Source organism: Paenibacillus sp. FSL R10-2771 (assembly GCF_038000205.1).
Lineage (GTDB): Bacteria > Bacillota > Bacilli > Paenibacillales > Paenibacillaceae > Paenibacillus_AQ > Paenibacillus_AQ phytohabitans.
The window spans coordinates 7,163,076-7,181,742 of sequence record NZ_JBBOBM010000001.1; the positions used below are offsets into that span (position 1 = coordinate 7,163,076).

The 18,667-nt window shown below is 48.7% G+C and carries 15 protein-coding genes and 1 pseudogene; 9 read left to right on the plus strand and 7 right to left on the minus strand.

Translation table 11 applies throughout. From position 1 onward, the window contains the following. The first annotated feature begins 70 nt into the window (after positions 1–70). Positions 71–1,927: a cache domain-containing sensor histidine kinase gene (locus NSU14_RS30965; RefSeq protein ID WP_042132843.1), complete on the plus strand. Its 1,857-nt coding sequence runs from the start codon at positions 71–73 to the stop codon at positions 1,925–1,927. Next, complete coding sequence (locus tag NSU14_RS30970; protein WP_336103633.1) at positions 1,902–3,521, plus strand: response regulator; 1,620 nt, start codon at positions 1,902–1,904, stop codon at positions 3,519–3,521. The genes NSU14_RS30965 and NSU14_RS30970 overlap by 26 nt, the downstream gene beginning before the upstream one ends. A 9-nt stretch (positions 3,522–3,530) precedes the next feature. Here NSU14_RS30970 and NSU14_RS30975 read toward each other — a convergent pair whose 3' ends face one another. Both NSU14_RS30975 and NSU14_RS30980 read right to left on the minus strand, forming a co-directional pair. Continuing rightward, a complete protein-coding gene (locus NSU14_RS30975; RefSeq protein ID WP_076243471.1) occupies positions 3,531–4,256 on the minus strand; it encodes a protein-glutamine gamma-glutamyltransferase in 726 nt (241 codons plus the stop codon). 133 nt (positions 4,257–4,389) lie between these two features. Next, on the minus strand, positions 4,390–6,111 hold the full coding sequence (locus tag NSU14_RS30980) for a DUF4127 family protein (protein ID WP_340948389.1): 1,722 nt from the start codon (positions 6,109–6,111) through the stop codon (positions 4,390–4,392). Between the two features lie 239 nt (positions 6,112–6,350). Here NSU14_RS30980 and NSU14_RS30985 point away from each other — a divergent pair, with 239 nt between their 5' ends. Both NSU14_RS30985 and NSU14_RS30990 read left to right on the plus strand, forming a co-directional pair. Next, positions 6,351–6,695 carry a sigma-70 family RNA polymerase sigma factor gene (locus tag NSU14_RS30985; protein WP_076243469.1) on the plus strand — a complete coding sequence of 115 codons (345 nt, stop codon included), beginning with the start codon at positions 6,351–6,353 and terminating at the stop codon, positions 6,693–6,695. Beyond that, positions 6,641–6,868 (plus strand): helix-turn-helix domain-containing protein, encoded by a 228-nt coding sequence (locus tag NSU14_RS30990; RefSeq protein WP_144026044.1) that lies wholly within the window; start codon positions 6,641–6,643, stop codon positions 6,866–6,868. Before NSU14_RS30985 ends, NSU14_RS30990 begins: the two co-directional genes overlap by 55 nt. A gap of 48 nt (positions 6,869–6,916) precedes the next feature. On the opposite strand, the gene NSU14_RS36090 is transcribed toward NSU14_RS30990, so the two are convergent. The 3 genes from NSU14_RS36090 to ald all read right to left on the minus strand — a co-directional run bounded on the left by NSU14_RS36090 (position 6,917) and on the right by ald (position 10,624). Further along, positions 6,917–7,015: a helix-turn-helix domain-containing protein gene (locus NSU14_RS36090; protein ID WP_076243468.1), complete on the minus strand. Its 99-nt coding sequence runs from the start codon at positions 7,013–7,015 to the stop codon at positions 6,917–6,919. A gap of 984 nt (positions 7,016–7,999) precedes the next feature. After that, positions 8,000–9,277: a PucR family transcriptional regulator gene (locus NSU14_RS30995; RefSeq protein ID WP_340948391.1), complete on the minus strand. Its 1,278-nt coding sequence runs from the start codon at positions 9,275–9,277 to the stop codon at positions 8,000–8,002. Between the two features lie 213 nt (positions 9,278–9,490). Further along, on the minus strand, positions 9,491–10,624 hold the full coding sequence (ald, locus tag NSU14_RS31000) for an alanine dehydrogenase (RefSeq protein WP_076243467.1): 1,134 nt from the start codon (positions 10,622–10,624) through the stop codon (positions 9,491–9,493). Positions 10,625–10,913: 289 nt separating this feature from the next. On the opposite strand from ald, the gene NSU14_RS31005 reads away from it, so the two are divergent. After that, positions 10,914–12,245 carry an ABC transporter substrate-binding protein gene (locus NSU14_RS31005; protein ID WP_340948392.1) on the plus strand — a complete coding sequence of 444 codons (1,332 nt, stop codon included), beginning with the start codon at positions 10,914–10,916 and terminating at the stop codon, positions 12,243–12,245. A 243-nt stretch (positions 12,246–12,488) separates the two neighbouring features. Here NSU14_RS31005 and NSU14_RS31010 read toward each other — a convergent pair whose 3' ends face one another. Beyond that, positions 12,489–13,037, minus strand: a complete 549-nt coding sequence (locus NSU14_RS31010) for a hypothetical protein (RefSeq protein WP_340949050.1) — start codon at positions 13,035–13,037, stop codon at positions 12,489–12,491. 112 nt (positions 13,038–13,149) lie between these two features. Between NSU14_RS31010 and NSU14_RS31015 the strand changes: the two are divergent. Continuing rightward, a pseudogene (locus tag NSU14_RS31015) lies at positions 13,150–13,263 on the plus strand (IS30 family transposase); the annotation flags it as partial. Positions 13,264–13,408: 145 nt separating this feature from the next. Here NSU14_RS31015 and NSU14_RS31020 read toward each other — a convergent pair. Further along, the gene (locus tag NSU14_RS31020) at positions 13,409–14,413 is read right to left on the minus strand and encodes a DUF6241 domain-containing protein (protein ID WP_336102162.1); all 1,005 of its coding nucleotides are present in this window, start codon (positions 14,411–14,413) and stop codon (positions 13,409–13,411) included. Between the two features lie 530 nt (positions 14,414–14,943). On the opposite strand from NSU14_RS31020, the gene NSU14_RS31025 reads away from it, so the two are divergent. The 3 genes from NSU14_RS31025 (at position 14,944) to NSU14_RS31035 (ending at position 18,660) form a co-directional block, all read left to right on the plus strand. After that, entirely contained in the window at positions 14,944–16,716 is a 1,773-nt protein-coding gene (locus tag NSU14_RS31025; protein ID WP_156118504.1) for a sensor histidine kinase, read from the plus strand. 27 nt (positions 16,717–16,743) lie between these two features. Continuing rightward, a complete protein-coding gene (locus NSU14_RS31030; RefSeq protein WP_042132836.1) occupies positions 16,744–17,544 on the plus strand; it encodes a response regulator in 801 nt (266 codons plus the stop codon). Between the two features lie 234 nt (positions 17,545–17,778). Next, positions 17,779–18,660, plus strand: a complete 882-nt coding sequence (locus NSU14_RS31035; protein ID WP_042132835.1) for a carbohydrate ABC transporter permease — start codon at positions 17,779–17,781, stop codon at positions 18,658–18,660. The last annotated feature ends 7 nt before the right edge of the window (positions 18,661–18,667 follow it).

Below are 18,667 nucleotides of genomic sequence, written 5' to 3' on the forward strand. Positions count from 1 at the left end.
GATTGGTATTTTCCAACAATACCCGATAAATGGCAAGCCGCAAATATCGGGATGCCGGGGGAGGGCTCCAATGAGGAAGCTGTTTGATACGTTGTCGCGGACCCTCTTCTTGTATAATTTCAGCATCCGCAGCCGGCTGATTCTCTACTTCCTGTTCCTCGTCCTGCTTCCGACAACCATTATATCGGTGACGGTATATAACAAATCAGCCGATATTATCACCCGCAATGTTAATACATCCATTGAGAACAACTTCAATCTCGTTCAGGACAATCTGGCCCAGCGGTTCGAGGCCGCCAATAAATCCATGGTATCGCTCTATCTTAATTCAGAATTTGCTGACCTCATCTCCTCTAACCGGCCCACGGACAGCAGCGGAATCATTAATGAGCTGGCTGCCCTGAGCAAAATTCTCGAGAATTTCCCCGCGAACGGTACGTCTGGAAGCAGCTTTGTCCCTATGCTCTATATGCTGAACCGCCCGGAATATACCCAATATAACTTCTCCAGACGTGTATTCAATATCGATCTCATCTCTCTGAAGCCCTGGTATCTCGGCATTCCGGCCCAATCCGATTTCACTGTCGTCGGACTCAGCTCTCTGGATTCCAAGTACACTCTTAAATTCGCAAGGCGCCTGTTCGGCATCCGGCATGCACAGCTGCCCTTTGTCGGACTGCTCACCATCGACATTCCTGTAGCTGAATTCAGCACACTGCTGGAGCATTACAAGCCTACGCCCGGCAGCAAGGTCTATATCGCAGACGGAACCGGTACGATCGCCATCAGTCCGGAGCCGGCCCTGATCGGGCAGAACATCAACACACAGGACTACTACAGCAAGATGAACGCTCCGGCTGACGGTTCTGCGGGTCTGCATTCTTTTCACCAGATGATCGGCGGTGAGAATATGCTTGTCTCCTACCGGGCCATCGACAACACCGGCTGGACCATTCTCTCGTTCTCGCCTGTCCGTGAGCTTAACGGAGAATTAGCCGCCTTCCGCCGGGTGATGTATATCGTGATCGGCATCTGTATGCTGGTCTCGCTCATGATGGCCCTGCTGCTGTCAGAGAATATCTCAGCGCCGATCCGTAAGTTCATCCAGTCGATGTCGCATGCCGAAAGCGGAAATTTCAACATTACCATCCGCTACAGGCGCAAGGATGAATTCGCCTACTTGTTCAACCGCTATAACAAGCTGCTCCAGCAGATTAAGGCGCTGATTGACAAGCTCTATGTGACCGAGCTGCGCAAGAAAGAAGCCGAGCTCCAGACCCTGCAGGCCCAGATCAACCCGCATTTTCTCTACAACACCCTGGATTCGATCAACTGGATCGCCATTAATCACGATATTCCAGAGATCAGCAACATGGTTACCTCCCTCTCGGATTTCTTCAGGTACAGCCTGAGCAAGGGACGGAATATCATCCCGCTCCGCGATGAGCTGCGGCAGGTGGAGAGCTATCTGGAGATTCAGCAGTTCCGTTTCCGGGATAGGCTGGAATATGAACTCGAGGAGACGGACCCCAAGCTGCTGGAGGAATGCCTGGTGGTCAAGCTCAGCCTGCAGCCGCTGGTTGAGAATGCCCTGATTCATGGCATTCAGCAGCGCCGGGGTCAAGGCAGAATCCGCATCAGAGTCGACACTTCACAGGGGATTCTCAGCGTTTCGGTATTTGACGACGGCGTGGGGGCAGACCCGGAGCGGCTGAACCTGCTGCTAACCCATCCGCAGCCGGGCAACCAGTCCTATGGTATCCGTAATGTGCATATGAGAATTCAGCAGTTTTTTGGAGAGTCTTACGGAATCCGTTATTACGCTAATACCGAGGATGGCTGCGGCCTGCTTGCGGTGATCCGGTTTCCGGTGGTGACTATATGGGATGAGGTGAGTGAAGATGTTAACGATGATCGTAGCGGATGATGAGCCGTTTATCCGCAGCAGTCTGATCCACGTGTTCAAATGGCAGGAGGAATTCGGAATTGAGATTATAGGGGAGGCGTCTGACGGGCTGGAGGCCTATGAATTATGCCTGAAGCTTGCACCGGATATTCTGTTCACCGATATTATGATGCCGCTGATGGGCGGTCTGCAGGTGGCCGAGAAGCTGCGGGAAGCAGGCAGTCCTACCAAAATCATTATCATCAGCGGCGCCCAGGACTTCTCCTATGCCCGGGACGCGCTGAAGGTGAATGCCGAGGGATATATTCTGAAGCCGGTGAAATTACCCGAGGTCCGGGAGGTCTTCCATCAGGTTGTCGCTAAGCTTAAGGGAGAACGTGAGCATCAGATGGATGTAGAGCAGCTGAGGAAGCAGCTGCAGGACAGCATGCCGGTGATCCGCGACAAGTTCCTGCAGAATCTGATTGCCGGCCTATACCGGAACGAGGATGAAATTTGGCAGAAAATCGATTATTTCGCCCTTCCCTTCAAGCGGGGGACAGCTTTGACAGCCTGTGTACTGCAACTGGATGAATACCAGAGCGCAGTGGACAAATTCTCGGAGGAATACAAGCAGCTGCTCTATTTTTCCATTCAAAATATTATCAATGAGTGTCTGGTCAGCCACCCGTGCTCCATCAGCTTCGTCGCCAGCGAGAACGAGTTCATTATGCTTTTCTGCCCGGCAGACGATCCCTCGCCCTCTTCCATCTCAGAAGTATGCGGGCAGATTATCAGTAATATCCGCAAGTATCTGCGGCTGGATGCCTCGGCCGGCATTGGCAGAGCTTGTCCCCTGGCCGGCCAGCTGGAGGACTCCTATAAGGATGCGCTGGCCGCGCTGGTGTACACATTCTATACCGGGCACGGCTCTGTCCTCTACATTAAGGATATCCAGCCGGAAACGGAGACACTGGAGAGCACTTTCTTCTATAAATTCCAGGCCCGGCTCATGAATGAACTGAAGGCAGGCCATACGGGCACCGTCATGGAGCTGATGGAGCAGCTGTTCACCAGACTGGCCGGACCCAAGCTGCAGATCGGATATGTGCAGAGTATTTGTGCCGAGATGATTTTCACCTCCGCCAGGGCCCTGTATGAGATTGATGAGGATACCCGGCTGGTACTGAGTGACCGGATTACAATTATGGATAAGCTGTACCTTCAGAAGAATATTACCGGCCTGAAGGCGTATATGCTGTCGCTTTTTCATGACTTAAGTGCGTATGTAGCAGGCAAGAACACCTCCAAGAACAGCCGGATCATCAGCAAAATCCATTCTATTATCCAGGAAGGCTACGCCTCTGAGCTCTCCATTTCCAGAATTGCCGAGGAGGTATTCCTGACGCCTAACTATATCAGTCTGATCTTCAAGAAGGAGACCGGTGAGACGATTACCGACTATATCACCCGGATCCGTATAGGCAAAGCGAAGGAGCTGCTGACAAGCACAGACCTCAAAGTAATGGAGATTTCCGAACTCGTGGGCTATGAGAATCCCCATTACTTCAGTACGGTTTTCAAAAAAACCGTTGGCCTGCATCCGCTTAAATACCGCTCTGAACAAAATCAGTGATGCTGATCTCTATCTGATGATATAGGATCTGACGCCTATTCTGGAGTAGATGGCCGTGCTGGCTCCACGTTTACCGGATAACGGCAGGCCGGAACGTGTTGTTAATGTAGCTATATAGGCAAAGTCCGGGTGAAGTCCCTCATCCGCCAGGTATGCTGAGGTCCGGCTGCCCGGCACTCTTTCCCTGTTGAGTGAAGTGATCATCTCGGATGCGCTCTTAATACCCAGCCCGTGCCCGTAGAAGCGGTCATTCGACAGCATAATCGCGTTCTCCCCCTGCCACTCCGGCTTATCCGGATCATGATCGGGATTCTTGAAGTAGACTACATCCCCCGGCTGTAATTCCGACGGATTGAAGGTGGTGATCATCTTCAGATTGCTGTCATAGTTCCAGTCCCACAGGTACAGATCGGTGAAGTAGCGGTCGAAGGCATTCTCACCGATCATACTGATGGTCGCTCTATATAGAATCATTACCATCGCCATTGCGCATTCGAAGGCATACAGCTGTCCATTTACAAAAATATCATTGATTGCTGCAGAAGGGCTAACCCCTGCCTTCAATTCAAAACCGCCGCCCGCCGTACGATTCCAATATCTTGGATTGCAGCGGGAGTTCTTGAATGTCGAGAAGTCCGTCCCCCCGGCGTTCATCGCTCTGGCTGCAGCGATAATCTCCCCCCGCATTTTAATCTCGAATGCCGGATTCGCAGGAGCCGTGTATCCATACCCCATCCTGCTTCCCCCCTTCATCTTCTTGTCATGAAATATAGGTTATTGTACGTGTCGGGCCTCATATTGGTGCGTGGGACTTTGCGCCCAGCACAAAATAACCCCACAGAGTGGGGTCTTATCTTCAATAATTATATTAATTCTTGCGCTTCTTGTGTAAGGTTAGGCTAGGCTTCAAAGTAATTTCAAAAGCACGGCCCCAAATATAACCGGGATCATGGTAATGAAGTGCCGCACTGGAATATTCCGCAAATGACCAGGCAGCTCCGCTAATCTGACGGATACTGCAGGCTGGTTCAGGACTCCCGATAAGGAATGCATTTGTCCCGCCAAGGGTGGCCGTATGTGTCTGCATCCGCTCTCTCAGCAGAGCTTGTAAATGAGAATAGTCTTCCGGACTATTAAACAAAAGCATATTTTGATCTGCAATCGCAGCGACATTCACATATAACGAATGGGCTCTTGAATATTCCCGGATTTCACCAATAGCCAGCCTTTTGTAATAGTAATCTTTCAAGAAGCGTTTGAATAAAAGCGACCCGTGAGCGTTAACAGCAGAGCTAAGCGCCGCCGCATCTGTCTCGGTAACCAACAATGCATACCGGGCCTGGCCCATGCCCAGCGCTATCCCGATTTTGTTACCCGGCGTATTCCAGCCGCTATATCCTAATATACTTCCGGTATGCCGGCTGCCCAGCAGGCTTTCAGTTACCGCAGCATCCGCTGCACCGCTGCCGACAAAATCAATCACTACAGACAGAACACCATTGGCGTGGTTAGCCGCAAGGCGGTCAACCGCAGCCGGCGTCTGATCCGCAGCGGTAACCGCGATAATCTCCAAGGCAGCTGAACCGCCCACAGACTCAGACGCTGCACCCACAATGTCCACATGACGCAGAATGTTCTGATGTACATCCATATATTCATACGGACTCGTAATGGTAGAGCCATGGGGTCCGAAGTATTGAACGGCACACTCCGTCTTCGCCCCGTTACGATAGAGCTGATTCGCCATACGCGCCAATAACGCCTGTCCCAGTCCGTCTGCATCCGGCAGAATGATTGCACGCTCCGGATTTTGACCATTCATGCCGCCGAGCCAGCCATTAATGCACTCTTCTACAAAGTGAATCTCGTTAATCTGCACCCCTTGAGTATTGGCATCATCCACACCTACCGCAAGAAAATCAATATATCCCTCCTGCGCCAGCTTCTCCAGAATGTAATGGTTCGTTTTGAACTTATGCTGTCTCGTATTGTAATACTGTTCTTTATCGAAAGTAGCCGTGCTGCCATAGGAACCGGTTGGAGACAGATTATATCCGCTGAGAATATCGGCAAACTGCGTAAAGCTTCTTCGCGGCTGAAGCATGAAATTGCGTGATTCTGTATAGGCCGCCAAGTCCAGACCTTCTGCAAAAGACGTTGTAGCCAGCCTCATAATCGTATCCAGCACATACACCGGCTTGTCCGGATAAGACTGCTTCACTAAACGGATCACATCCAGCAGGTTCGTGATCTCAGGATCATAGGCCGGATAAGCTCCCCCCGCGTCCGCCCGGAGACGGCGGCTTCCGATCAGGCCCCCGTAGGCGAGCATATCCGTAGAGATTATAAAGCCGTCTGCAGACGCTGCATGATGAAGAATAAATTTCCGGATGCGGGCGGTGTCTCCATATGCCGGTGAAGATGTCGTTAGTAAGGTGGTCCCCGATGATGTCTTGTGCGAATCCAGACGGTTTCTAAGATCATTTACATGCGGGGTGATTACATGGATTCCTGCCGATTTCCCTTGAGTCATAACATCGTCCAGATTGACGGGTCTGTCATCCAATGGTACGTATAGCACCTTCTTCATTTGTATCAAGCTCCCTCTGAGTAGCAGATAGGCCCGGATGCCTTCACTTATAAGGTAAATTAGGCAGCTAAAATACAACCTGAAAATAAAAAAATATTAAATTTCCCAATATTGGCATCCATCTATTCAACTATGATACAATAAAACAGAACATATGTTCCTATTTATTCATCGATAATCATCATACACGCCCATATATACATATTATTATTTTTATTTCCAGAAAGGGGTAATCCGCTTTGGATAGAGCACAAACGGTATATGAACGCTACCGGAATGAACTCTGCCGGATAGGTTGGAGAGTACAGTATAGGGCTAAAAAGGCCGGACGGCTGGAATCTCCGCTTTTTGACAATATACAGGCTGGAACAAACTTTACTCAAGCTTCCGAGAACAAAATAATGATTGAGCAGCTCACGGAAGGCCTGCCTGCTTTTGAAAAATCCATCTTATATAACCTCTATCTGGAAGGGTACAGCGAAGCGGAGGTCGCCAAGCAATTCAATATGAGCCAACAGGCGGTGAGCAAATGGAAAAAGAAGATCATCCACCAGCTATCTCAGACAACGAAATTACAAGACTGATCCAAGCGGCCAAAAATAAAGAAGCCGCAGCGATGCTGCAGCTCCTTGAATTATTCCAGCCAGATATACAGAAGTTGAGCCAGTATGCCCGGTTACCCGATGAAGAGGCCGCCTCAGAAATTATCGTGGAGTTTCTTGAATTTATATCTGCACATGAAGAGACTACTCCTTGAACCCGGGCGCCTCCTGGAACCAGCCATTCACCTGCGCAGTCTCCTCGGTCAGAATATCGAGATAAATGGATGTACGGTAATCCGGTTCAGCCGGTACATTAATGTGTTGGTATGGATATGCAGAGCTTTGGTCAAGACTTTTACCATTAAGCTGAGGGAGCGGGCTGATCATGCGCTGTTTGGTGGATATGAGGAATGCCGCATGAGTAAAGACGTTTTCGAGTTATAGAATCTTTTTGTGCATATATGCTTGGGAACACTTAAAGCATTATCCAAAGCTTTTGGATAAATTCAGCAGACCATTGCCCTCAATGATATATTCTGCAGACCCTAGGTGAAAAGCTTGATAAGCTAGATCTGTCAGTGAACTTAATGAAACAATCAAGAAGATTAAGGATTAAGCATAGTCGTCATTCAATAAAGAGCCAGCCTGTTCCATGATGTTCGATATCGGACTTCAATGATCAGGCTGCTTTGTATTGCTTGAATCCCTACTCAGAATAGACCGTTGGAGTGATTAATGTTATTATTTTACATAATTAGGCATTTAAAGAGAGGGTTGAAGCTTGATGAACGCCAGATTATTCCGAAATATAGCGGTAATTACATTTTGTGTGGCCGTTCTCCTGTTTATCATCGATACGGTTTTTGTTTTTGATGATTCCTGGTTCAACGGAACTGGTATAATATCCACTTTTGTACTACCTCCTGTGGGGATATTGTCTGGTGTGCTAGCTTACCGGAAAACTGAATCAAGAATTGACGGTTTACTTATATTTGCCAACATATCTGCCCTGTTTATCTATTTCGCCTTCATGTTTATCGGTACTCTATTGCTCGGCCCCTGACTGTAACACAAAGAAGCAAGGATAGGATGATAAGACATCCTGGTCCTTGCTTCTCTAGTTATATGGAGCTATTATGAGCAGGCACCGGCTACTTGAGCAGCGATGAAATAAGCTCTGACTGCGAAGGCAGCCCAGCCGCTCATACCATTCGTGCATTCGAGAACCTTGACATCACAGAAGCAACTGACAGAAAACAGGCGGAATGGATTGGTTTTTTTATATTTTCATAGATAATATGTTCTATTGTTCAATCTATATTTGTGAAAATGGGAAGCAGAGGCAGTTACTCCTTGAACCCGGGCGTCTCCTGGAACCAGCCATTCACCTGCGCGGTCTCCTCGGTCAGAATATCGAGATAAATGGATGTACGGTAATCCGTTTCCTTCAGGCTCCTGCCTGTAATCTCGGCGATCCGGTTCAGCCGGTACATTAATGTATTGGTATGGATATGCAGAAAGGCGGCCGATTCCTTCAGATTCCCGTTCATCGTCAGGTAGACGGCAATGGTCTTGAGGAAATCACTCTTATGCTCGCGGTCATGCTCCTTCAGCGGGTAGAGCAGAGCGCTGCGCCGTGTGCGGCTGCGCTTCTGCTCCAGAATGGCCGGAAGGTAGGCCCAGAAGCCAATCTCTTCATAGAGCAGCAGCTCACGGGCGTGATAAGGCAGCAGCTTCTTAATCTCCAGAATCTGCAGCGCTTCGCGGTAAGCGGCGGCCGCAGAAGTATATTCGCGGTAGCCCGGACTGCAGCCGGCCTTAAGCCTGCAGCCTTCGCTTGCGCCCATATCCCGGATCAGCTTCTGCACGAACGAGGACAGCCGCTCCGTCCCTTCCACCGGGAACACAAACGAGAACAGAATAATCAGCCGGTTCTGCTCGGCAGTCTGGAACAGCAGCCGCTGTCCGGCATAGGCATCCATAATCCGGCGGAAATTCTGCAGGAAATGCTCATCCACCGGCTTATCGCTCTCCAGTACCCCGATATAATAGCTCTCCGGCAGCAGAATGGACCCGGCCTCCGCCTCCTGGCGGATGCGCAGCTCGCTCTCATAATGCGAGGTCAGCAGCTTCCAGAAGAAATCCTCGAATGTCTTCTCCTGCTTCGTCTTCCAGCCCCGCTGCTTCAGCAGATAACGCCCGGCAATGCCTGCGGCTTTTTCGACAATCCGTTCGGCATGGCCTTCGGCGAGATTCCCGCGGTCCACCACCCAGATGTAGCCGAGAATCTCCTGCTGGTGTTTGATGCACATAGCCAAGCGGGGGCCCAGACCTACCTCCATGACTGCAGGAATGCGGATGGGGTGGCTGGTATTCTCCAGATCATGCATGACCCCTTTTTTGCGGAGGCCTATAATCACCGTATTCGGAACTCTTTTGCCGATAATGGTCGAGATACGGGCCGGATCGCTCTCAAACTGATGGGAGCTGTACCCGATCACATGATGGTTGCTGTCCTCAATCGTCACCTGCGACTGAAGCGATTCGCTGATGGTATCCGCGAGGGATTCCATGCTGTCAAAAAAACGGTCAAATGTATGCTCTGATTCTGTCAATGTGCCCACCCCAACCTGAAGAATAACAGAAGCTTTAATCAATTTCTCTGTAGAATTGATTACATTATATTACACCGCTTGGCAGTTGCCTATAGGAACATCCAAGAAACACGGAGGAAACCTGACATGGACATTCAGTCTGCATAAAAATAGCCCGGCGATTGCCCGCCGGACTGTAAGGTGGTACCCCTCTACTCTTGTGTGATCTGTAAGCTCTATATGCTAGATCAGAGTGAACTCTTGTTCTACTGCTTTCTCTACCGTGAAGTACTCTTCCCCAAGAGCTTCTGCCACGGCTTGGCAGGTGATCTTTCCGTTGGCTACGTTGACACCGCTCTTCAGGCCGGCATTGTCTTCGATCGCCTGGAACACGCCTTTATTTGCAATTTGCAGCGCATATGGAACCGTTACGTTGGTTAAAGCAATGGTCGAGGTTTTGGCCACGGCACCCGGCATATTTGCTACCGAGTAGTGCAGAACGCCGTGTTTCTCGAATACAGGATGATCATGTGTGGTGACACGGTCAATCGTTTCAACGATACCGCCCTGGTCAATGGCCACGTCTACAATGACGGAGCCAGGCTTCATGGTTTTGACCATTTCTTCAGTCACCAGCTTAGGAGCCTTAGCCCCCGGAATCAGCACTGCGCCTACCAGCAGGTCTGCTTCAGCAACAGCTTTGGCAATGTTATATGGGTTAGAGATCAGGGTGCTGATCTGAGAACCGAAGATATCATCCAGCTGACGCAGTCTGTCCGCGCTAAGGTCGACAATGGTAACCTCTGCGCCAAGGCCGATCGCCATTTTAGCTGCATTAGTACCTACCACGCCGCCGCCGATTATGCTAACCTTACCGCGGCTTACGCCGGGAACACCGGAGAGCAGAATGCCTTGTCCGCCGTAGTTCTTCTGCAGGAACTGTGCGCCGAGCTGCACGGACATGCGTCCGGCTACTTCGCTCATCGGTGTGAGCAGCGGCAGTGTACGTCCATCCACTACAGTTTCATAGCCGATGGCGAATACGCCTTTGTCTTTCAGGGCAGCTGCAAGGGCAGGCTCTGGAGCAAGGTGCAGGTAAGTGAAGAGAATGAGACCCGGACGGAAGTAACCATATTCGCTTTCGAGCGGCTCTTTAACTTTCATAACCATTTCAGCGGCAGCCCAGACCGCTGCGGCTTCTGCAATCAGTTCTGCTCCGGCTGTGGCATATTCCTCATTCAGGAATCCGCTGCCCGCGCCGGCTCCGGCTTCAACCAGTACTTTATGTCCATCGGCTACCAGACTTACCACTCCAGCAGGGGTAATCGCTACACGGTTTTCATTATTCTTAATTTCTTTAGGTACACCAATAATCATTGTTATTCGCTCCCGTCTTGTGTGGATCTCTTATGTAAAGAATCATAACATAGGATATCCTGCCGCATTTTGGGTAAAAAGAAAAACTATATCTGCCATGATTGTGTTTTTACACAATGGGATGATATAACCGTGAGATAGAACGTTTCCTTGCACAAGAGCAGTATCCAGCCGGTGAAATGTAAAGTTATGTTCCATATTCTCAGGTTTTTTGTTACTTCTGAGGCTTTTTGCGATCTGCTATTCTTGATTTGCAAGCCTATACAGTTATACAGGGAGGTTGTCGCTTTTGAAAAAAACACGCTGGATCGCCGGAATTACATCACTCGTTCTTATAATGGGCCTGGCTACAGGCTGTGGTAACAGCAGCAATTCATCTGCAGCCAATAATGAAAGCCCTGCCAAAGGCAATGGGGCAACATCTGCAAGCCCGGTAACCCTCAAAATGTGGGGCGGCGTTCCGCCGGAATCCGGACCGCAGGAGGTCATTGATAGCTGGAACAAGGAGCATCCCGAAATTCAGGTGGAATATGTACGCTTTGTTAATGACGACGACGGGAACCTCAAGCTGGATACGGCCATGATCACCGGGCAGGATGTAGATTTATTCGTGAATTACACGATCTCCCATGCCTCCAAGCGGGTAGAATCGGGTCTGGCGCTGGATCTAAGTGCCTTTACCGATTACAATATCGACGAGAAAATGGGCATTGACGCCGAGAGCTGGAAAATTGACGGCAAGTATTACGGCGTTCCCACTACCAAAAGCCCGTTCTTCATCGCTTTGAACAAAGAGGCTCTTGACGCGGCGAACCTGCCGGTTCCGAAGGAATGGACCTGGAATGAGCTGCGTGAATATGCGAAGAAGCTGAAGACCGGCGACCAGTACGGATTCATTCAGAATATGGAGCCGTTCGTAGACCCTATCGACTCCGTGCTCTCCCAGGAGGGCTACACTAAGGCCGACGGCACCTCCAATCTGGATCATCCGCTCGTCAAGCAATGGCTGGAAACCCTGAACGGAATGATGAAGGACGATAAGACCACACCGCCGCTTGGCGAGCAATTGACGTCCAAAATGCCGGTCGAGCAGGTGTTCCTCAGCGGAGAGGTACCGATGCTCAATATCGGGGCGTGGCTGCTGCGCAGCTCGAATAACTTCACGGATTTCCCGCGTGATTTCACCATCGCCTTCGCGCCGGTCCCGAGGCTCACAGAAGCTGCGGGTGATTATGTGTCCCGCGGGGGATTAGGTGATTATATCTCCATTAATGCCAAGTCCAAGAAGCAGGAAGCGGCCTGGGAATTCCTGAAATGGTATTCCGATGGCGGCATGTCACCGATGGCAGCAGGCGGAAGATTGCCGGCTTCGAAGGATGCCAATCAGGATGATGCGGTGAAAAGTCTCATTGGCGACAAAAGCGATTCCTACGATCTGGATTCCCTGATGTATGTCATGTTTGACAATCAGACTCCGACCTATGTACGCAGTCTGCCTCAGGAGGTTATGGATCTGCGCTCACAGGAATACGAGAAATACTTCCTCGATTCGCAGTCACTGGATCAGACGGTGCAGGCCATGGTAACCCGGCATAACGAGTACCTGAAGCAGAATAAGTAGAAGCTGCGATACAGACAAAAATGGAAATAGAGAAATACTCTAATTTAAAAAATACGTATGGAGACTCCATTTCATATACGGATGCGGAGGGAAAGGGATTTAAGAGGTTTCAGAGACGTGATTGCTCGTTTGATGAATTAACTCAACGCTGTGCATACAGCTACGTCGTATTTCTTTTACTATATTTAGAAATATAAAGCCCCAAACATAAGAAAATATAAATGTTTGGGGCTTTATACTGTGTTATTTGAGGTTGAGCGTAAGTTTTCCTTTATAGGTATCAAAACTAACTGTCTCTCTCGTCCATTCTGGAGCAGAGTAATTAAAAATATCTTCTTGGGAAAGATATAAGTCGTGTGGTTCTTCTATAATAAATTCCTTAGTCGTTAACTCAGTTAAGAATAAACCCAGAAATTTCGTTTGGTAGACACGATACTGTGTAATGCCTTGGTCTATTATATTAGCTCGATGTTCAACTATAACTTCACTATAATTTCCAGGGGCATTTAGATGTTCGTAGCTGTATGGATAAAACACTGGAGCAAATGAATTCTTAATCAGAAGAAGAAAAGAAAGAATAATTAAAATAACAAACGGAATTAGCTTTCTTCCTTTACTTTTGTAGCCTAGCCAAAAAAATAGAATCATGTGTAGTACGATAGGAATTATAAAGTTACTTTTTTTAAATATAGTAATATCATAATTGATGATAGAAGAAAATAACCAAATTATATCTATAAATACTATCATTAAAATAAAAATATTTCGAAATTTAACGATAGAATTGTTCATATTTATACCCATTCCTTTCGCTGAAACACCTAATAAGGCCATTTCTGATTGTAACAATATACATAACGAGATATCTCTGGAGGAACTGGGCCGGCATCACACGCCCATTTGCTCTGAAGAAACGTTTGGGCATTTGGAACTGAATAAGATGGTTTCCGATCGCGGAAAAAGTAAGGGTTGTGTGCCAATTTTAATTGAACGGAAAACACGTCCGTATACCGCAATTTAAATGCCCGATAGGACGGCCTCGTAATGAAGATCACCTTGGGCTAGCCTTTCTGTACACCGTGAGAAGAAAAGAATATCTGCCTTCTCTAGATCGGCGATTATGTTCAACAAAGTATAGACTTTTATTGTTTCAATGTTCGCTTTTATTTCAGTTGGTCCGCAAAATTATGCAGAGTGACATAGGATTCGGACATCAAATAAGCTGCCGTTGCTTTATCTGTTGCCTCAGTTGGGAAATAAGGCAGTGAATAAAATGTTTGAAAATGATAACTATCAGCCTTATTTTGACCAGATGTTAAATAATACGCTAAAGCCACATAGCGGTCATAAGTAAACATTTCTGGATCCGAGAACATCTTCTCATATTCCGCCAGTACATCATCTAGACTTATCAGTGTTCCCTCAGGATAAACCTTTTCGGCAATGTTCTTTCTTTCTAAAACTGTAAGCTGGTAGGGCTCTTTCGTACTGTGTGGGGTGCTAAACCAGTTTTCCAGAGCAGATTTAAAATGTTCTTGTGATAATTCCTTTTGTTCGCCTACAGCCTTTTGAATTTTTTGGATAAATGCAACTTTAGCTTTGGCTGTCTCCGCTTCTTTTTTAGCTCGGTCAGCCTTAAATGCTTCTTCATTTAACGTTTCAATTCTCTGTAGTACCTCAAGATCTTCTGAGAGGGACGAGTATTTCTCTGCTATCCAGTTCTCCAGCATATCGGTAAGTAGTTGTGTGTTGTTGTAACTATGCGTTTCCTCAGCTTTTTTTAGAACTTCACTTAAAGTATTTAATCGTTCAGAGGTCATCTCTATGGACTGTTCTTTTGATTGAGCTGTAACAGTAAGGTTTTGCTCAGTGGTAGCTAATAATTTCATCACCTGTACAATGTAAATCTCGTCAGGTAATTCATTTTTCAACAATAAATCAGATATGTCTTTCTCGGGCGAGTCGCTTATTACAGGAATCTTAGGCATATCAGCTACTAGTACAGGCGAAACAGCTAAAGAAGTATTTCCTTGCTTGATGTTCACTTGCTCTACACCTTTTGGCTGAGCATTGGCTTGATTTATATTATTAATATAAAAAGTACCGACAAGCGTACTGGTGATTAAAATACCGGAAGCGACAGCAATTATTTTCTTAGCGGTCATCATTAGTCTCCTTATAATGGGATGTATATATTAACGTGTTTTTTTGCAAAAAGTTTTACAAATCCTTAAGAGATTAAATATATTTGGAAAAAACAAAATTATATACTGCGTAAAGATACGTTATATGCGGATACTTGTTCGTAGATGGATTTCCGGCACTACTTTCCGATTTCAATCCTGTATCTACTAATAGTTTTTATGACTATAGTACTGGTGGATACTCTACATTTGGTATTTGGAATGTTCGTCGTTCCACCAATGTATATGGTCCGAACAGGGTTATCGGTTCATGCTGTTGTAAACTCAGGCGGGCAGGCGGCCTCATTAGCACTCGCACCGTCTTTTTCCGCTGTCAAGCAGCCCGAGTAGAACAAAACTATGTATTTATAGCAGGCAATCCGTGCCCGCTGGAACAAAACCATGCAATTTAAGGTATTGGCTGTGCTGCTTTTTTATTATGCTATAATCTAAACCATAGAGACCCTTATCCTCCCGGACCGGGCAGGTGCAATCGTGTTTGGAGGTGCAGCCGTGTGTCAAAGCTCATGCGAATTCTGATTCCCCAGAAATTGAAATACCGCCTGTTTACCGCCTTTGTATGTCTGATTCTGCTGCCCTTTGGCGCATTGAATATGTATAACTACCAGCGCATTGAGACGCTGGTCCAGAAGAAAATCAGCCAGCAAAGCCACTACCAGCTGGAGCAGATGTACCGCACGCTGGAGGACCAGATCAGCATTGCCTTCAAGACGCTGCTGTTCCTGAAGCAGGATGACACCGTCAAGTCCGTGCTGCTCCATCCCGGACAGCGTAATGAGCTGGAGAATAAACGGCTGATGGAGAATATTTTCAAGAACCTGAACAACAGCTTCTTCCTGTACAATCCTTCGGTCTATTTCATGATTCTGGACTTAACTGAAAGCGCATACACCTCTTATCCGCCCAAGGATTCGCTGATCTACTCGGATCTAAAGGCCAATCCCGGGTTTGACCGGGGCCAGATGAATACCGGCTCTTATCACTGGGTGCCCAATGATACCAACTACGTGCTGCGCGATGTCTCTACCAGCGCCTACCTTCTATCCTTGTACGCATACCTGGAGGATGCCCGGAACAAGCCTTACGGAATGGCCCGGATCAGCATCGATTATACGTACTGGCTGCGCTCCATTCATAAGCAGTCTGACCTGGAGCAGCAGTATTTCCTGATCACCCGCTCGGGAGAAGATATCTCCCAGTCCGTTCCAGGCAGTCTTTTATCTGCGAAGGTGAAGGCAGGGTTCGCCGGGCAGCCCGGACAGCAGTATTTTATCGACAAGGATTCGAATTCGCTGATTAATTACATTTATGTGGAATCGCTGGACTGGTATATCGTCAACCGGATTCCGCTGTCTGTGCTGTTCGTGGAGATCGAAGGGCTGAAGCAGCAGTACTTTATTACGTTCTTTGTCCTGACGAGCATCTTCCTGATGATGACCTTCGTGATTGCTACGACCATCACACGCCCGTTGTCCCATTTGCAGAACAAGATGAAGGCGGCCGTGCAGAAGAGCCTCAAGATCCGCCTGCCGGAGCATAAATTCAGCGGGGAGATCCTGGATCTGACCCGGACCTTCAATACCATGCTTGACGATACTCACCTGCTGATCCAGAAGCTGAAGGCCGAGGAGCGCCAGAAGGAGGCTGTACATTTCCAGATGCTGCTGGCCCAGACGAATCCCCACTTCCTGCTGAACACGCTGAATACAATTAAATGGATTGCCATCCGTGAGCATAATGAGGATATTACAAACATGACCCTGTCGCTCGGCAAGCTGCTGGAGGCCAGTCTGAATACCGATAAGGACCTGATCCACCTGAAGGATGAGATAGAGCTTGTAGAGGCCTATGTCCATATCCAGCAGGTCCGCTACGCCCACAAATTCGAATTAACCTGCCGCTACGACGAGGATGTTCTGTATGCGCTGGTTCCCAAGCTCAGCCTCCAGCCGCTGGTCGAGAACGCTATTATTCACGGGATCAGCAGACTGCCCGGCAACGGCCTGATTGAGCTGATCGTGCACCGCGAAGAGAACCGGCTGATTGTAGAGATCAGGGACAACGGCGTAGGCATGGAGCAGGCAGGTTTGAACAAGGTCCCGCGCAAGCGTCCGGGTATCGGGCTGAGCAATATTCAGGAGCGCCTGCGGCTGCTCTATCGCGAAGAGGGGACTTTGGAGGTTCTCTCCACCGGTGAAGGTGTCACCGTCCGCTTCACTATACCGCTTCTATTGTCTGCACCTTACGGCAACGAACATCCGGCTTAAGCGCATTTATACGGGAGGGAATCACATATGTGGAAAGTACTGCTGGTCGAGGATGAGGTTTTTGTACGGGAGAGCGTCCGCGAGATTATTGCCTGGGAAGAGCTCGGGTTCACTGTCAGCGGAGAAGCGGGCAATGGTGCAGAAGCGCTGGAGATGATCCGGCAGGATGCTCCCGATCTGGTGATTTCGGATATTGTCATGCCGGAGATGGATGGCGTCGAGCTGCTGCGCAGAACCCGTGAAGAGGGCTACGATTCCCGCTTCGTCATGCTTACCTGTATGAGCGATTTCGAGAATGTACGTCAGGCGATGGAATACGGGGCCTCCAACTATATCCTGAAGCTGTCCATGAGTGTGAATTCACTGCGCGACACACTGCGCAAGATCAATAATGAACTGGTGAAGAGCCAGGAGAACCGCAAGGCAAACGCGGGCCCGCCCGGTTCTGCTGTTCCCCTGCCGCTGCCTCATGAGGAGATCACCAGCCATCCCGAGATCCAGAAGATCCTCCAGTATCTGCACGCCCACTATGATGAGGATATTACCGTCAAGTCGATGTCCCAGTATGTCATGATGGCCGAGAATTATGTCAGCACCCTGTTCAAAAAGAAAACCGGCCAGACCCTGATCCATTATCTGCATCAGATAAGAGTGGACCAGGCCATCCGGCTCCTGATCCACTCCGATCTGCCGGTATACGAGATTGGCAACCGGGTCGGCTTCGTCAACGATAACTATTTCATCAAAATTTTCAAACGCCTCACTGCGCAGACGCCGAGCCAGTACCGGCATACTCAGCGGCATAATACAGAATCTGTAAGCATATAGCCTGGCTTCAATAAACGCTTAGCTCTACTAAACAGCGGCCTTCCTTCCGGGAATGCCGCTGTTTGCTGTGAACCGGGATAGAACAAAACTACGATCGGGCCGCCCGCCGATACGGGGCAAATGTATATTTCTGTAGCATGAAGTCGTTGGTTTTGTTCCTTAACCCCTCTTAGATCGCTTGTTATGCTTGTAGTGTAATCAAAGTAATCAAAAGACCTAAAGGAGTGGGGCTATGTGAAGGCATCCTGGATGAAGCGGCAGCAGTACCTGGGCTATCTGTTTATCGGGCCAAATATGATTGGCGTGATTTTATTTTTCATCATACCTGCCGTCTATTCTTTCTATCTCATGTTTACAGACTATAAGTTTATGAGTCCCCATACCAAGTTTATTGGGCTGGCCAACATCCGGCGGATGCTTGGGGATGAGGTATTCTATATCGCTATCAAGAACACACTGCTGTTCCTGGTCTCTGTCCCGGTCTCGATCGGGCTGGCGTTCATCGTTGCCGTTGTGCTGAACCGGTCCGTGTATTTGAAAAAGCTGCTCCGCGCCCTGTACTTCATGCCTTATATTACAAGCGGAGTCGCTGTAGCCTTTGTCTGGATGCTGCTGTTCCATCCGAACAACGGGCCGATTAACGGTATTCTCCGCTCGGTCGGCATCGCGAATCCTCCCGGCTGGCTGTCCACCATGGAAACCTCCATGTATGCGATCGACATCATCTGGATCTGGTTCATGCTCGGCTATAACATGATCATCTACCTCGCCGCCCTGCAGGAAGTGTCCGGCGAGCTGCTGGAAGCCGCCAAAATCGACGGTGCCCGCACCTGGCAGACAGTCCGCAGTATCCTGTGGCCGCTGGTCAGCCCGACCACCTTCCTGCTGCTGATTACCGGACTGATCATGTCGATCAAGCAGTTCGGGATCATTCAGGCGATCACGCAGGGCGGACCGGGGAACAGCACCACCGTGTTATCTTTGTTCATCTATCAGAATGCCTTCCGCTATTACGAAATGGGCTATGCTTCAGCGGTCTCCTGGGCCCTGTTCCTGATCATTCTGATTTTCACCGTGATTCAATGGCTGGGCCAGAAACGCTGGGTTCACTACTAAGGAGCTG

What these genes read in the sequence shown, in the direction of transcription:
- NSU14_RS30965 (WP_042132843.1), top strand. Translation starts at nt 71, where the DNA reads ATGAGGAAGCTGTTTGATACGTTGTCGCGGACCCTCTTCTTGTATAAT.
- NSU14_RS30970 (WP_336103633.1), top strand. Translation starts at nt 1,902, where the DNA reads ATGTTAACGATGATCGTAGCGGATGATGAGCCGTTTATCCGCAGCAGT.
- NSU14_RS30975 (WP_076243471.1), bottom strand. Translation starts at nt 4,256, where the DNA reads ATGGGGTATGGATACACGGCTCCTGCGAATCCGGCATTCGAGATTAAA.
- NSU14_RS30980 (WP_340948389.1), bottom strand. Translation starts at nt 6,111, where the DNA reads ATGAAGAAGGTGCTATACGTACCATTGGATGACAGACCCGTCAATCTG.
- NSU14_RS30990 (WP_144026044.1), top strand. Translation starts at nt 6,641, where the DNA reads ATGGAAAAAGAAGATCATCCACCAGCTATCTCAGACAACGAAATTACA.
- NSU14_RS36090 (WP_076243468.1), bottom strand. Translation starts at nt 7,015, where the DNA reads ATGGTAAAAGTCTTGACCAAAGCTCTGCATATCCATACCAACACATTA.
- ald (WP_076243467.1), bottom strand. Translation starts at nt 10,624, where the DNA reads ATGATTATTGGTGTACCTAAAGAAATTAAGAATAATGAAAACCGTGTA.
- NSU14_RS31010 (WP_340949050.1), bottom strand. Translation starts at nt 13,037, where the DNA reads ATGAACAATTCTATCGTTAAATTTCGAAATATTTTTATTTTAATGATA.
- NSU14_RS31020 (WP_336102162.1), bottom strand. Translation starts at nt 14,413, where the DNA reads ATGATGACCGCTAAGAAAATAATTGCTGTCGCTTCCGGTATTTTAATC.
- NSU14_RS31030 (WP_042132836.1), top strand. Translation starts at nt 16,744, where the DNA reads ATGTGGAAAGTACTGCTGGTCGAGGATGAGGTTTTTGTACGGGAGAGC.